The sequence below is a fragment of the Microcoleus sp. B5-D4 genome, assembly GCF_036705145.1.
Classification (GTDB): Bacteria; Cyanobacteriota; Cyanobacteriia; order Cyanobacteriales; family Microcoleaceae; genus Microcoleus.
Map to the genome: position 1 here is coordinate 61,607 of NZ_JAUBTV010000014.1, position 14,810 is coordinate 76,416.

Here is a 14,810-nt window from a genome sequence, read left to right on the forward strand (position 1 = left end):
ATTGGTAATAGCTTCGACTTAGAATTTGCCATATCCCCGCAGGACTTTAAGAAGTCGGAGATATGAGGACTGAAGACTGTGAAAATTTAAAAGTAAGGAGATGATATTGACAAAATGCTTTTGAATAAAGTATTGCGACTTAGTTCGATCGCTCTTATTTCCCTAACACTCTCAATCACATTGTTTTTGAGCCTTCACAGCCCTCCCCCAACCGCAGCCCAAAAACCAAGGATACTAGCGTTTACCGCCCTCCAAATGCGCGGCAGCGAGACCATATCCAATTTATTTGCCCTCAATGCTACCAGTTCCGCTCGCCGCGAACTTACACCCAATATAGATGTTAGCCCTCCCCTAGTGTGGTCGCCCAACGGCCAGCGACTGGCTTTCGTTGGCGGATACAGCGACATCTATACAGTCAATGCTGACGGTTCTCGACTAACTAAACAGTTTGCTGAGGCTGGTTGCAAAGCAGCTAATTTTGCAATAGGTTGGTTTTCCAACAGCCAGAAATTTATTTTTGCCCGTTCTTGCGACGGTTTTACCTCTGATACTCCCGGCAGTCAATCACTTTATATAAGCGACACTTCTGGTATCCAAGGAACTAAATTAGTTCGGGAATTGAAAGTAGGAGGAGAGCCGCCTAAAACAGAAATTTCATCGGAATTTTACCTTGCGCCGGACGGTCAGCAGGTAGCATTTGTCAAGGATAAAAATATCTACAAAATGAATGCCGACGGTTCGGCAATGACCAAACTAACTAAAAGTCCCGGCGAATATATATCCGGCGGCAGTCAACTTGTTTGGTCGCCCGATCGCACAAAAATTGCTTTCCTGTTCGGTGCTTATCCGAAACAGCAAATTTACACAATTAATGCCGATGGAACCAACCTCAAAAATTTGACGAACAACCCGCACAATGAGGTTTACAACGTCAAAATATTTTGGGCGCCCGACAGCAGCAGCATTGCTTACTATTACAATAAATCGGGCGATTCATCAGGCGAACAGCAAGATATCTACCTGCTCGACATTAACCGGGGGACAGCCAAGAATCTCACCCAAAAACCCAGAAACTACAACCAAATTTCGTGGTCGCCGGATGGCAAAGTTATTGCTTTCGTCGCCGGAGAGTTCAACAATCAAAAACTCTACACAATCAATGCTGACGCGAACCAGCTAAATCAACTAGCTACCAGGCTAAAACCGTCGGGAATTTCAGAATTAGCTTGGTCTTCTGACAGCAAGCAAATTGCTTTTATATTTAATGAAATCCCAGGAGACAAAAGCAACTTGTATGTAATTAATCGGGACGGTTCGGCATTAACTAAATTGACAAAAGACCAGGATTTGAATGCTAGCCATCCGGTTTGGCAACCGCAGTAAAGTTAAGAGCCAAAATATGCTGTCGGGGTGGGTTTTAGCACAGATAAACCCAGAAGGGCGGGCTATCTTTGCACCGCCTTGGAGAGAAAGCGGGTTACTGAACAAGAAAGAATCCACCAAACTCAAGACTCAAAACTATTCTCAAATTGGGGAAGACGCAATAATTTTTTTCTCCTTTAATGGCTGGTGAACTTGCAATTCCTTTGACTCAACTTCCTGGTGCTTTTCATCCTGCACCTGTTTATCAATTTTGGGCAACTTTAAAATCGCCCCAGCTAAAACCCAATAATACACGGACACTGGATCTACATCTAGCGGATAGTATTGAGTATTGATCGTAATAAATCCAACAAACACCCAAAAACTAGCTCCGTAACTCCGCAAACTTTTGTCCTTGACTGATCGGTAAGCTCTAAAAGTTAGAAAAGCTAAGTGTAAAAGCATGATCTGAAAACTAATCATTCCCGGATAACCGAGTTCGTAGATCAACTTAGGTTGGAAAGTTTCAATTAGCTGCGTTGCACCAAATATTCGCGTTGAATTAGTTGCTCGTCCCACACCTCTACCGAGAGGTTTGTCAATGATAAAATTGTTGCTCTGCTCGAACTGATTAAAGAGAAACTGCTGGGGCGGTGCAGCATTCCAGCGATTAACAAAACTCTCCCACCGCTGCTCGACAATTCCCGGGTTAATAGCTGCACCGACAAACAGCAGAATCGCCAGTCCTGCACCGATGGGAATAAATCGTTTTAAATTAACTAATTGACCGGTGAGAACTAGCAGGATTGCTGTAGCAACGGGAACCATAACTAAAGCAGCTCTTTGACCGGAAATAACTGCATTGGCAAATACTAATGCCATGCCAAATAAACCGATAACTCGCCACCAGAAGGAAGGGTCGCAAAAGGCAGAGGCAAAGGTTAAAAAAGCATTAGAAATTAAAAACCACGCCCACTGCCAAGGCGCGACAAAAGTTCCCGGCAAGCGGACAAACTTGACTTCTGGACTGAACACTAAAGAACCGCCGACAAAACATCTAGCTTCCAGCGTTGCTTTATATAATTCTGCTCCGGTCATGCCTCTGGTTCCTGCACACTTTCCACTTTGCAGCAACAGGTACTGAATCAAACCGAGAAGGCAGCAAACGATCGCCAAAACGATGTGCATTCGACTAAAAAACACCAAATCCTTCTTAGTGCGGAGCAGATAATAGGTACAAGCAATCAGCGGTATGTAACCTATCAATACTTTTAAACCGAGAATTCCTTGCAGAATTGGTTTGTCGCCTTTCATAGGGTTGAGCTGCATCTCCCCGTTGACAAAAATTAAAGTCAGCATTGCCATCATCAACAGGATGCTGAAGGTAGAAAGCATTTGTTTAGGAATGAACAGGGGCAACTGTTTCTTTTTGCAGCTTTGAATTAGGGCGATGAGGGCTGGTATGTAGAAAGCATCTTTGGCTACTTGAAATGCAGCATTTCCGCCACCAATTGCGTAGGTAATTGTACCACTGAAAGGCAAGTAAATTAGAAAAGTCCACAAAGCTTGACGGGGGTATTTGTAGGAAAGCAGCAAGATGGCTGCGGCTGCGCCTCCTGCAATAGCAATCTTAGGGCGGGCTACGAACAACAGGGGGATGCTGAGAGCAACGCTGACTAAGCAGCTTAGGGCGATCGCCTGCACCAATTCATTGCGCTTTTCAGAAATTTTGCGTTTTTGTGCAGCTACTTCTTTTTTGCTTAGCGCTGTTGTTTTTTCGCTGTGCTTGTGTTTGGATTTCTTGGATTTGCGCTTGGTTTTCAACATATACAAGAAGGAAGTTCGGCAACGAGCAATGTACGGGATGTAACGGATGTAACGGATGTAACGGATGGAAGAGGGAAGTTCGGCAACGGATTTTGTAACGGATGTAACGGATGTAACGGATGTAACGGATGGAAGAGGGAAGTTCGGCAACGGATTCTATAACGGATGTAACGGATGTAACGGATGGAAGAAGGAAGTTCGGCAACGGATTCTATAACGGATGTAACGGATGTAACGGATGTCAGTCCGATGTCCGTCGGAAGAAGGAAGAAGGAGGGAAGAAGGAAGAGGGATTTAGTTGCCTAAGTGAGAAAGAAGAAGCAATCGAGTCCTTATGTTTGTGCTATTAAGAAAGTCCTCCCGTCAGGGCAGTACCTAGAATTTTTATAAGGCACTTATGTAGAAGGCGGAAGACACTCTGATGTAGAAGGCTGGAGATTTAGAAGGTAGAAGGCAGAAGGAATAGAAGCGAACAGATTTCGGCAGATGTGGTAACTTATTTTTCAAGTCAAGATCGAAAAAAAGTCTCTGTCGAGATTGTGGGTGTGACGCGGGCACAAATTACACGGGCGACATTGTAGAATATAACTGCTGCATCTATAATGTACAAAAATGTACAAATCTCGAAAAAATAATTTTAATGTAGCGGTGAATATGAAATTAACAAAATTTGTATCGATCGGCATTGCCCTACTTTTAGGATCAAGCGGGAGCATATTATCTAGCAGCAGTAGAGCATTAGGGGCAGAAAAAGTAGTCCTCACATTTGGCCCGATCAGACAAGCCATCAATATCAGCGACTTAGAAGAATTTGCTAAAAACGGCACGACGACGCCAACCCTCCAACAAATTATCCGGTTCTCCAAAATGGACGCGCAAATGCTGCGGGGGTTCATGGGTTTAGAAATTGGTTTGAAGCCTGCTAATCTGGCCAGGGTCGTTTACAGCACCCCAGGAGAAAAAATCACTGACGACATCGGTCAAGCAATTCGGACTCAGCGCCGCACAGAAAGCGGGAAAGCTTTGCGGGCAGCGGTGATCCTGGCATCCGGGGATGACGGTAAGGTATCACTGCTAGAAATCCTGAAAAAGTATCCTCTCAACGAGGTTTACGTAGATGTTGCCAGCCTTCGCACCGCTGTTGGGAAAGTTCAGAGTATAGCCGGAACTCTGCGAAGCCTGCTTCAAGATGTGACGCGATCGACAGCTCGCACAAGTGAAACAACTCGCCCCGAAAGCCCGATCGAACCTCGCCCCAGCGTGCAGCCCACAACTCCGCCTCCAGCGCCGCGCCGCGCTGCGCCCTTGCCAGCACCAGCACCGCAGCCTGTGAGGCCGGTCAGAGGGCTTTGGTAAAAAAATCATAAATTTGTGCTAAAGGCGGGTTGAAGGGGCTGTTGTGGCATTCTGCAGACACTTTTGATATCAAATCCACTCTTCATCGGAATAGTAAATCCGAGTTCACTGTTCACTGTTCACTGTTCACTGTTGACGGTTCACGGCGTCAACAGTCAACCGTCAACCGTCAACATCATGTATGAGTGTTACCGGAAATGATATGAGACCAAACCCGCCCCAGCCCTACCCCTATCCCAACCCCCAAGAGGGTTAGGACTTTTGTGAAAACTCCCAAAGCAATCAATTTTTCTTGAGCAATTTTTTGAGCAACTTAGGAATCTCTGAAGGTCGAGCCGCCACAGGTATGTCGGCGTCTTCAAAGGCAGCCATTTTGTTTGGGGCCGAAACTCCAAAGGCTTTCTGGGCAGCAGCCCGAGAACTGATCAGGATGCCGGCGTGGCCCAAAGACGGCCCCTTGGGAGCGTAGCGGCCGGCTAGATAAGCAACCACGGGTTTGTCGATCGCCGAGGCGATGTAAGAAGCAGCAGCTTGTTCACTCCACCCGCCAACTTCCCCTACCAAAACCATCGCTTCCGTACTGTCGTCTTCGTCCAAAATTTGCAGCCACTGCATAAAAGAAGAACCGACAATCGCGTCGCAGCCAATACAAACCGCCATCGACTGTCCCAACCCCGCCTCCGTCAGTTCTAGGGCAACTTCGTAAGTCAAAGTGCTGCTGCGGCTGATCACTCCCACCGGGCCGGGAGTGTAAAATTCCTTGGGGTGAGTTCCCAGCAGCAGTTTGTCGGGCACAATAATCCCCGGACTGTTGGGCCCGATTACCAAAGTTTCGGTGGCTTCTGCTTTTCTGACTAAGTGCACCATATCCAGAGGAGGCACTCCCCCTGTGACGATCGCGATTTGCCGAATTCCTCCGGCGATCGCTTCTAAAGCCGCATCCAGCACTGAGTAAGCGTCTACCAAAATTACCGCAGTGTCAACGTGACCCACTGCAGCCACTGCTTGTTCTACCAAATCAAAAATCGGAATTCCCTCCACTTCCAGCCCCCCCCGACCGGGACTGACACCGGCGACTACATTCGTGCCGTATGCTTTCATCATCAGGGCGGCGCGGGTGGACGCGGGAGATTCTGTAATGCCCTGTACTAGGACTTTGCTTTCAGGAGTTAAATTCATCTTTCTTCCCCCTTGGAGACTCCCGCTGTACCTGTACCCAGGTCAGGGGCGAGAGGAAAAGGGGGGCAAGGTTTATGCTGCATACGAATAACCATCTTTTCTGTGAATAATTGAACAATATTTGTGGCTAATTCCTGATACTAATTCTGAGGCGGAAATATTGAATGAGCCACTGGTTCTTACGGCAACACGTCCAACGTATGTACCAATTTTTTTGCCAGAGGTTACAATCGCTTTGACAATATCTCCCGTTTGAAAACCTTTAACAAACTTAAACCGGGGAACATAGCGAGATGGAAAGCCGAATTTACCAGTGCGGCACATTTGACGTGTCCCGTGACCAGTTGCTTTGATCGATAGTGGCTTGCTTGTTAAAATCTTCAATGACTCAACCTTTCCGATACAAGCTGCATCTAGCCAATGAGTTTTAGGTAAATTTAATTGAATGCGGTTGAACTTCGTTAAGCCACCACTACCTGTAGAAACAGGCAAGCCAGTTGTACGGAGTCGATTAAATAATGTCCAACGAGTTGAGTTAACGGCTGCTGCGTCTTTTAACGGACGCTTTGCTTGAGATAGAATCCGCTTCAAAATCTCTGGCTTTTTAGACAAGAATTGCTCAACATCTTGAGTACCTTTCTTTTTATTGCAAGCATCGCAAGCAAGGCAAAGATTAGAAATGCGATTAGATCCGCCTTTGGCTTTGGGATGAATGTGCTCGACTTGTAATGGTGTATTTATTTCACCACAGTAAGCGCATTTTCTCTCCCATTTGTTCAACAAATACTCGCGGATCTCATAGCCATGCAAAACGCCTTGTTGGTACTCGATTCCAGAAATCTCTGGGTTTTCTAATTGCTGTAAGTCAAATCGCACAAGCTCTTGAGCAATAGAAGCAATGGGGGCGAGTTTCATCAATCTAGTTGCCCATGTAAGGGTTGTTTCGACACGATGTTGCAAACTTGGTGCTAACCAACCTTTAGGGCGAGTCCTGTTTGAGAATCTAGCCCGACGATAGCGGGTATGGCGATTTCTCCTGACTCTACGCAATGAACGGCGAGATTCAAGGCTGGCTTTAATAGCTTGTCCTCGGTGTGTTAGCTCTGCACCAAAGATTACGTTTTCTCCTTGTATTAACGCAATTCCAGTAGTTCGAGAGCCAGGATCTATTTTGAGAGTAATTGGTTTTTGCGGTACTGTTACCTCTACTTTCAAAATTAGCGTAAATGGATACCTTTTGAAGACAGCAGCTTTGCCAATAGTTAGCAATTTACGTGCCAATCCTGGGCGGATTGGATTGAGCGGTAGTTTTTTGGTATCAAGTACAAAAACCAAATTAGACATTTAAGTCCTCCCTTACGGGGTAATGTTTGCTTCGTCAATGTTTAAGGTCGGTAACTATCTTAAAAGCACTGGCTTAACCCTTACACCTGTTTAACTTTTAAGTTCTAGAGCGGAAGACTAGCACGCATCCTCCGGTAGGTACTTCAACACTTACCTTAAACGTAGTGGGCGAACCACTTAGACTGGTCAACTAGGCAATTTCTGTGCCCGCGCTGTCTCGGTACTCCGAGCAGCGCCGGGTGATTGACCTGTACAGAAATCTAATTTTTTGCCGATCGACAGCCCCTACCTACTTGGCGGAGGATACAGAAGCGGCCGCGGCCTCATCCAAAGTGCTAGCTAGCTGCACCGGCAACTGTCCCAAACGCTTTTTTACAGCATCAGCATCGATCTCTACCAGCCGCAGCACAACTTGGATGTGGCGGTTAGCGCGAGCTTTCCGTTCCAAATAGCCGGCCACTGCAGCGATTATTTCCTCGGTCTTGGAGGCGCTGCCCAAAATATTTACAAGTATCACCTTAACGCTTTTATCCTGAGCGACTAACTCCAGACCCAACTCCACGCGATCGCGCAGGGCATTTGCTGCATAGTAGCGGTCTAGGGAACCAATATTCACAAAATTAGCTGGTTTTCCTCCTTGGTGGGTTACAGCATCTAAAGTTGCCATTGTCAGGCCCACTCCGTTGCACAAAATCGCGATATTCCCGTCTAGTTCGATTAATTGCAGGGATTCGGAATTCGAGATTGAAGATTTAGATTTGGGGTCAAACTCCGGCGACTGCTGAACCTTGGACTGGGAATGGGAGCGATCGCCCCCAGCATGGGGACTTCTCCTTTCCCGTGCCAACCCGCTGCTTTGCCTCTTCCCCGAAAGTGCGGCCAAATCTGGATGCCGCCCCAAGGCATCGTCGTTGGCGGTGACTTTACCGTCTAAAGCCATTACCTCTCCCGTCGGACTGATACCGAGAGGATTGATTTCTACTAGATCTAAATCTTTTTCGACAAACAGCCGGTACATTTTTTCGACAATGGTGCTCACCGATTGAATCAAGTCTCCCTGCAATCCCATTTTCAGCGCGAGACGCCTCGCGTAGAATGGGGAAAATTCTTGATCTACGGCAACTTGCTGCATTTGCTCGATCGACCCTTCGACATCCATACCTCCTTGGCTCGAACCCAGAAGCACCGGGCGTCGCGCTACGGGGTCTAGGAGTACCGCTAAGTACAATTCTTGGTCGGCGTTGTACTTTGCTTCTGCCAGCAGGACTTGGGGATATTCCTCCTCGATCGGCAAATTAAAAATTGTTTGAGCGGCTGCTACTGCATCGATCGTATTTTCCACAAACTTGATACCGCCCGCCCTGCCCCGTCCCCCAGCCCGCACTTGCGACTTGAGTACAACGGGGTAAGGAATTTTCAGTCCTTTGAGGTCGGCGGGATTGTCAATCCGCTGCGACGGCAAAATCGGAATTGCCATCTGGCGAAATAAAGATTTAGCTTGGTACTCTAACAAATCCATTATCAATTACGGGTGACGGGTAGTTGGCAACAAGCAATTCGTCCTAATTGGCAATTCATAATTAATAGATAGTAATTGGTTTTTTGTCAAGTTAAAAGTTAAAAATTCTCGCTTTTATCTTTTAATTTTAGACTTTTGTATTGCCGATTACTTATTCGCTATTACCGCTCGCCGATTACCTATTACCTAAGCTGTTTCAAAGTGTTTTTTTCTCGGAATTGCCAAATTTTACTCTTAGGAGATGGCGGGGAGGTATTTGGCGAGCGTTGGTGTTTTTTTGCCTCGGAAAATCTTCGGACGTTCGGCGATACTTTGCCTAGATATTTCTGCGAATTGTTTACTTGATGCTATTAGCAGCACCTTGATGGACAGTTTTGACCCATTTGAGTCGCTTCGGCCGTACCGCAATCCGAGCCGTCACAGTCCCTACCAGCAGCCAGTGGAACATATACACAGTACCCCGCAGCGTTTGCAGCAAGGTGACAAAAACTCGCCTTACGTCAAATTTGGTCTCTTTGCGAGTGCGGCGCAAACCGACAAACATTCCCACCACCGACAAGGTAAGGGTCATAAAAGTTATGGGACTGGCGATCGGCATCCGGCGCAGCGCAATTGACATCACAAAGTCGGGTAGGGCTACTGTGGGTAAGAAATATTGAGATACCCAAAATCCAAATAAATCCCAAGTTTTCCCAGTTCCCATGCGGTTCCGCCAAATTAGCCGCCAGTAGTCAAGATAACGCTGATAGCCACCTTCTGCCCAGCGATTGCGCTGATGCCAAAGAGCGCGAGCGTTAGTGACTCCTTCTTCTGACACGGCTGGGAAAGCGAGAAATTCAATGTCCCATCGGTCTAGGTGCAGCCTCACCGTCAAATCCAGGTCGTCGGTAATCGTCTCCTCGTTCCAGCCGCCGCAGCTTTCCAAGGCGGTGCGGCGCATGAATTGGCCGTTACCGCGCAATTCTCCAATGCCGCCGATCGCAATCCGCTGCTGCTGGAAAAAACTGTCGAGAGCCATTTCTGCTTCTTGGCCACGAGTCCAAAAATTTACCGCAGCATTGGCGATGGCTTTTCTGACTTGCACAGCCCCTACCTTTTCTCCATCGAACACTGGCAGCACCCGGCGCAGCAAATCCGGCGTTACCGTCGCGTCGGCGTCAAATATTCCGACAAATTCCCCGCGAGTCAGCGGCAACACTTGATTCAGTGCTCCCGACTTGCCGCCGCTGGCATTTGCTCCTCTGCGAAATACTTTGAGCTGGGGGTACTTTTTGGTTAGCTGTTCCAATACTAGCGGCGTGGCGTCGCTGCTGTGATCGTCGATCGCCCAAACTTCGTAGCGGTCGATCGGATAATCTACATTGCAGATGGATTCTACGAATCTGGCAATCACGGCTTCCTCATTTTTCGCTGCCACCAGCAGCGACACGTAAGGCCAATCCTCTCGACTTTCATCGGCAAGAGGTGGCAGTGCGGGCTTGGGTTCCGCAAACAAAACTCGAAATGCTTGCATCCACAGCAGTCCCGTCAACCCCCACACTACCCACGCGCCCCAAGAAATCAAGTGCAGGGCGATCGTGCCGGCCCAAATCGCAGTCAGCACTGCGGCGGCTTTTCCGCGCCGTCCCCGGTACAGATTTTGAGGAAAAGAGGGAGTTCCCGGCACAGGCACCGCAACTGGGAGATCTGCTTTTGTTTCCGCGTCAAACACCTTGTCGCCAATGTCTGGTATAGCAAATACTTTGCTGAGCTTCGAGTGCGAGGTCAAACTCTTGAGCTCTTCTTGAGCTAAATCAGAGATGTCTAAGTTAAGCTCGCTGCGAGCGTCGTTTTCTGGCCAAGAACTCTCCTGCATAGGTTACTTGATTCAACCACCAATAGTTTTTGATTTTAGATATAAGCATCTACTGTATCAGTTTCTGGGCTTTTGTCGAAAGCGGACGGGAGGACAACCAGCGGGTTAGGTGTTTGTACGGCCCTGGTAAACGGGTACTGCATAGAGTATTTGGGTTGACTTTTGCTTGCGATCGACCTGGAATATCTGCTAGTTTTTTCAGGGGATCTAAACTATCTGTTAGTAATAATTGTCTGAGGTGGAAATATGTCTATTCCTCAACTCAAGCCAGCCGATGACAAAGAAGTGAAAGTCTACGCGCCTTTCTGTCAAGAGCCCAGGCGCAAGTTTTTACCGCACGCTATTGCCCTCTACAAGCTCAAAAGCTTGGAGGGGGCAAGAAAAATTGACGGTGGGGACAGCGTGCCGTTTGTCGCTAGTTGGAATATCTCGTCGCTGCCGATCGACTTAACCCGCTGTCGGGTGTTGTTTGACGGCAATGCTGAACTCAGCTACGAAGTGACTATGCAAAGCTCTGAGTTTGTTAGTTGCTTAATTGAGGTTCTCCTGACTTTTCAGCGAACTCGTACCGTCGATTTTTCTAAAACGTTTTACCGCAAGCTGATGCGAATGGATGAATAACTTTCACCGCAGTCGCACTCTTAGCTGGAAAACGAAACACCGACTACCACTTCACTCAAATGCGAATGGATGAATAACTTTCACCGCAGTCGCACTCCCGAAAGTCCGCAATTGACAATCAAGCAATTTAATCCGGGGCCCCCGGATTGATTCGTGGATCGAGAAAAAAGCTCCTCGCTCCCGTGAGCCAGCCCCCGGATTTATCAGTGGGCTTGCTTTCTTCAATCTAAAATCTAAAATCTAAAATCTAAAATCGATTGACGGGCGCTATAACTGACGCGCCAATAGTGTAAAGCCACGACGGCAACATTACATGATTGGTGCGCCAGCCCTATTTGAGAAGCGGAAATAGTAAGTGAGTTGTTGGATCATTCTCAATAATCCCTTTGGGGGTCAGCACTTATCCCCATTGGTAAAGTAAATATACTGAAGTTTTCAGTTGAGCGTGATACAGATTTCGCGTAGGGACTCAGGCTTTGCCTGAGTCCCTCCCTGTATTTCATCCAATTGAAAACTGCTGTATTTGTTGTGGGAAAAGTCTAAAAGCCTATTGCGGATATTGGTGCTGTGCGAGTACGCGCGAGCGAAGCTATCGCCGTGAGACGAATCGCGCCGTCCGATTTCGTTCAAATTTTGCGACTCGGTAGCTGAGAGGAAAGGGCTGTAGATCCGCCCAAGGAAAATCAATCTACAGCCCTTGAACTGCGATCGGGCTAGCATCGCAATCAGCCTTGGGGCTGCCGAAATGCCAGCCCACGCCGCCCGACAATTTATGTATTGAGAAGCTAGAAGCCCCATTCTAAGCAGCTTATTGCTCGCAGTGCCACCGATCTGTTTTAACGCGGGCGATCGTACTAATAATTAATAACTAATAATAGAACCTATCCCTTTTCAATTATATGCAAAACTGCCTATGCAAGCACCGTGTTCTCTTCCTATACAATCCTCTATTTAGCCACTAAAAAAACTATCTTCAACCCTCTAAGTAGGCTATTAAGGTAAGGTAAACCATTTTTACCGTGTTATTTTTACTCGATAAAATTCGAGGTTAATATCTAAGGTACGCAATCAGAAGGCCTAAAAATATTACAATTAAAATCGGTTCTTAAAGGAATCATAGGCGATAAATAATTATCAAAACCTGCTGGCAAAACAAACAATTGAAAAAGTGGTTTCCCAAAATCAAGTAAAAAGAATGGGAAGAAAAGGGTTGCGAACAGGTGAATAAAAATTTTCCGCAAAAAAACAATTTGCCCAAAAGCGACAAAATCGAGTATAATAGTATTGCCAAATTGAGTCGCAGTTCAGAAATACTGTAGAAAAAACTAAATTTATTGAAATAGACAGGTGCAAATTGAGGATTGAAGGCGTACCAAAATTGACTAAATATTTGCTGATCGGTTCCACAAAAGCTTACAGCGGCAAGTCGGCCATCGCCCTGGGGATGGCACTCGGACTCCGGGGAAAAGGACTGGCCGTCGCCTACGGCAAACCTCTGGGAACCTGTTTCAGCTCGCCCGGAGCTGGGATCGAGGACGAAGACGTGCGGTTCGCGGTAGAGACGCTGAATCTCTCAGAAAGTCAGATGCCGTCAACATTGCTGTATTTGGATGAAGAGACGGTTCACAAGCGTTTGCGGGGAGAAGACAAGACAGATTACCGCCAGTCTTTAGCGCAATATTTGCAAGCTCCCAGCGGAGACTTGGCGCTGTTAGAAGGCCCAGCTAATTTGGAGGAAGGCAGTCTGTTTGACTTGTCTTTGGCTCAAATCGCTGAGGCAATTGATGCCTCTGTGCTGTTGGTAGCTCGCCCGATCGATCTGTATGTAGACGATTTGCTGTCGGCTAAACAGCGTTTGGGTTCGCGGTTGCTCGGCGTGGTACTCAATGACGTTCCCACGGACAAACTCGAATCCGTAACGGCGACTGTGCGGCCTTTTCTGGAGGCTGCGGGTATTCCAGTTTTGGGAATGCTGCCGAGAAGTGCTTTGCTGCGAAGTGTCAGCGTCAAAGAATTGGTGCACCAATTGAAAGCTGATGTGCTCTGCCGTAAAGACCGTTTGGACTTGATGGTGGAAACCTTGACAATTGGCGCGATGAATGTTAGCTCGGCTCTGAAGTATTTCCGCAAAGCGAGAAATATGGCGGTGGTGACGGGGGGCGATCGCACGGACATTCAGCTAGCGGCTCTGGAAAGCTCGACTCAGTGCTTAATTTTGACAGGCCACTTGCCTCCTTCTCCCCTAGTGATTGGCAGGGCAGAAGAAATGGAAATTCCGGTTTTGTCTGTGGATTTGGATACCTTAACCACGGTGGAAATTATCGACAGCACCTTTGGCAGCGTGCGCCTGCACGAACCGATCAAGGTGGAATGCGTTACTCAGCTAATGGCAGAACATTTTGACCTTGATGGCATGATGGCATCCTTGGGCCTGAGCGATCGAGTCCATTAAGAAGAGAGCCGGAGCTGAGGGAAGAAGGTATTCGGCAGAGAGAACTTTTTGTTTAAATAAATAAAAAGGTAAAATTCTTAAATTCTCAATTTTTCTTGAATTCTACCTTGAGCTCCGGCTGCCGACTGTGTTAAGACATTCTGCCTTCAGGCGAACTCAAATCTCCCCATCCTCTAGTCTGATCCGGTAAATCAGCAATTCTTAACTTCTTTTTGGCGGCAATGGCTAGTGAGTCTGCTAAAATCCACAACGTAGTTTTATTTAATTTAATAAATTCTTTGAGTCAATCAATTGAGCTACCCAGAGTAGATGATTTTTTACAAGAACTAGCGGCGATCCAGCAAACCAGCTCCAAGCGGATTGCTCTTTTGGGTTCTCGCCACGTTCCTATTACCCACCAGCAGCTAATTGAGATGCTGAGCTACGCCATAGTTCTGGGAGGCAATCAGCTCATCACTTCTGGCGCTACAGGCACCAATTCAGCCGCAATTCGGGGGGCAATGCGAGCAGATCCTAATCTGCTGACGGTGATTTTGCCACAAAGCATGAGTCGCCAGCCTCGGGAGTCTCGCGACCAACTCGAACAAGTGATACATTTGGTAGAAAATCCCAAAAATGATAGCTTGTCTCTCCCGGAAGCAAGCGCCATGTGCAATCAGGAGATTATTTCTCGCTGCCAGCAACTGATATGTTTTGCTTTTCACGAAAGCCACACTTTGCTGAAAACTTGCCAGGATGCGGAGGAACAGCGCAAGGTAGTTACTCTGTTCTATTTTGATTGAACTGCGAGGCGGATGATGCTGTTGGGATTACCTGTGTCGGTTATTCTGCTTGATTGTATTGCTGCTGCTGCTGCGCTGGTTTACGCACCGTTTTTGGTGGTTGCGATCGCCCGCTTGCAGCTAGGCTATGACCAAGCAGCCCCCCGCGCTATGTTTGATAAGTTGCCTGCTTACGCTCAGCGGGCAACTTGGGCTCACCAAAATTCGTTTGAGACGTTTATGCTGTTTTCAGCGGCGGCTTTGATGGCTTTTGTGACGGGGGTAGATTCGGAATCGGCGGGTTGGGCTGCGATCGCTTTTACGATCGCCCGGTTGTTGTTTTCGGTTTTCTATATTCTGAATGTGCCGCTGGGGCGATCGCTCATGTTTGCGATTAGTTCTTCTTGCACTGTTTCTTTATTCTATTTCAGTTTAATGGCTGTTAACGGCTAATTTTCAGTAGTCATTGGTTATTGGTTATTGGTTATTGGTTATTGGTTATTGGTTATTGGTTAGTTGTTAATGCCCAATGCC

At 47.3% G+C, this 14,810-nt stretch carries 12 protein-coding genes; 7 read left to right on the forward strand and 5 right to left on the reverse strand.

Annotation, left to right across the window (positions count from 1 at the left end; genetic code table 11):
* The first annotated feature begins 120 nt into the window (after positions 1-120).
* Positions 121-1,383: a hypothetical protein gene (locus tag QUB10_RS09620; RefSeq protein ID WP_333201567.1), complete on the forward strand. Its 1,263-nt coding sequence runs from the start codon at positions 121-123 to the stop codon at positions 1,381-1,383.
* A gap of 141 nt (positions 1,384-1,524) precedes the next feature.
* On the opposite strand, the gene hpsL is transcribed toward QUB10_RS09620, so the two are convergent.
* On the reverse strand, positions 1,525-3,189 hold the full coding sequence (gene hpsL / locus QUB10_RS09625) for a hormogonium polysaccharide biosynthesis protein HpsL (RefSeq protein ID WP_333201569.1): 1,665 nt from the start codon (positions 3,187-3,189) through the stop codon (positions 1,525-1,527).
* A gap of 183 nt (positions 3,190-3,372) precedes the next feature.
* Between hpsL and QUB10_RS09630 the strand changes: the two genes are divergently transcribed.
* Both QUB10_RS09630 and QUB10_RS09635 read left to right on the forward strand, forming a co-directional pair.
* Positions 3,373-3,495 carry a hypothetical protein gene (locus tag QUB10_RS09630; RefSeq protein WP_333201571.1) on the forward strand — a complete coding sequence of 41 codons (123 nt, stop codon included), beginning with the start codon at positions 3,373-3,375 and terminating at the stop codon, positions 3,493-3,495.
* Between the two features lie 348 nt (positions 3,496-3,843).
* On the forward strand, positions 3,844-4,545 hold the full coding sequence (locus tag QUB10_RS09635; RefSeq protein ID WP_333201573.1) for an alpha/beta hydrolase: 702 nt from the start codon (positions 3,844-3,846) through the stop codon (positions 4,543-4,545).
* 282 nt (positions 4,546-4,827) lie between these two features.
* Here the strand turns inward: QUB10_RS09635 and QUB10_RS09640 are convergent, their stop codons facing one another.
* From QUB10_RS09640 to QUB10_RS09655, 4 genes are all read right to left on the reverse strand, one after another.
* Positions 4,828-5,724: a CoA-binding protein gene (locus tag QUB10_RS09640; protein ID WP_333201575.1), complete on the reverse strand. Its 897-nt coding sequence runs from the start codon at positions 5,722-5,724 to the stop codon at positions 4,828-4,830.
* Between the two features lie 72 nt (positions 5,725-5,796).
* Complete coding sequence (gene iscB, locus QUB10_RS09645; RefSeq protein WP_333201577.1) at positions 5,797-7,068, reverse strand: RNA-guided endonuclease IscB; 1,272 nt, start codon at positions 7,066-7,068, stop codon at positions 5,797-5,799.
* A gap of 289 nt (positions 7,069-7,357) precedes the next feature.
* Complete coding sequence (locus tag QUB10_RS09650; protein ID WP_333201579.1) at positions 7,358-8,587, reverse strand: succinate--CoA ligase subunit beta; 1,230 nt, start codon at positions 8,585-8,587, stop codon at positions 7,358-7,360.
* A gap of 337 nt (positions 8,588-8,924) precedes the next feature.
* A complete protein-coding gene (locus QUB10_RS09655; protein ID WP_333201580.1) occupies positions 8,925-10,442 on the reverse strand; it encodes a glycosyltransferase family 2 protein in 1,518 nt (505 codons plus the stop codon).
* 246 nt (positions 10,443-10,688) lie between these two features.
* Between QUB10_RS09655 and ebsA the strand changes: the two genes are divergently transcribed.
* From ebsA to QUB10_RS09675, 4 genes are all read left to right on the forward strand, one after another.
* Entirely contained in the window at positions 10,689-11,063 is a 375-nt protein-coding gene (ebsA, locus tag QUB10_RS09660) for a type IV pilus biogenesis protein EbsA (protein WP_333140917.1), read from the forward strand.
* 1,354 nt (positions 11,064-12,417) lie between these two features.
* Positions 12,418-13,515 (forward strand): phosphotransacetylase family protein, encoded by a 1,098-nt coding sequence (locus QUB10_RS09665; protein WP_333201582.1) that lies wholly within the window; start codon positions 12,418-12,420, stop codon positions 13,513-13,515.
* A gap of 278 nt (positions 13,516-13,793) precedes the next feature.
* Positions 13,794-14,297, forward strand: coding sequence for a hypothetical protein (locus tag QUB10_RS09670; RefSeq protein ID WP_039887610.1), 504 nt, complete (start codon positions 13,794-13,796; stop codon positions 14,295-14,297).
* Between the two features lie 15 nt (positions 14,298-14,312).
* Positions 14,313-14,729, forward strand: a complete 417-nt coding sequence (locus tag QUB10_RS09675) for an MAPEG family protein (protein WP_333201642.1) — start codon at positions 14,313-14,315, stop codon at positions 14,727-14,729.
* Positions 14,730-14,810: the final 81 nt, after the last annotated feature.

Coding starts and splice junctions, on each gene's coding strand:
- hpsL (WP_333201569.1), bottom strand. CDS start 3,189: ATGTTGAAAACCAAGCGCAAATCCAAGAAATCCAAACACAAGCACAGC.
- QUB10_RS09630 (WP_333201571.1), top strand. CDS start 3,373: ATGGAAGAAGGAAGTTCGGCAACGGATTCTATAACGGATGTAACGGAT.
- QUB10_RS09635 (WP_333201573.1), top strand. CDS start 3,844: ATGAAATTAACAAAATTTGTATCGATCGGCATTGCCCTACTTTTAGGA.
- QUB10_RS09640 (WP_333201575.1), bottom strand. CDS start 5,724: ATGAATTTAACTCCTGAAAGCAAAGTCCTAGTACAGGGCATTACAGAA.
- iscB (WP_333201577.1), bottom strand. CDS start 7,068: ATGTCTAATTTGGTTTTTGTACTTGATACCAAAAAACTACCGCTCAAT.
- QUB10_RS09650 (WP_333201579.1), bottom strand. CDS start 8,587: ATGGATTTGTTAGAGTACCAAGCTAAATCTTTATTTCGCCAGATGGCA.
- QUB10_RS09655 (WP_333201580.1), bottom strand. CDS start 10,442: ATGCAGGAGAGTTCTTGGCCAGAAAACGACGCTCGCAGCGAGCTTAAC.
- ebsA (WP_333140917.1), top strand. CDS start 10,689: ATGTCTATTCCTCAACTCAAGCCAGCCGATGACAAAGAAGTGAAAGTC.
- QUB10_RS09675 (WP_333201642.1), top strand. CDS start 14,313: ATGCTGTTGGGATTACCTGTGTCGGTTATTCTGCTTGATTGTATTGCT.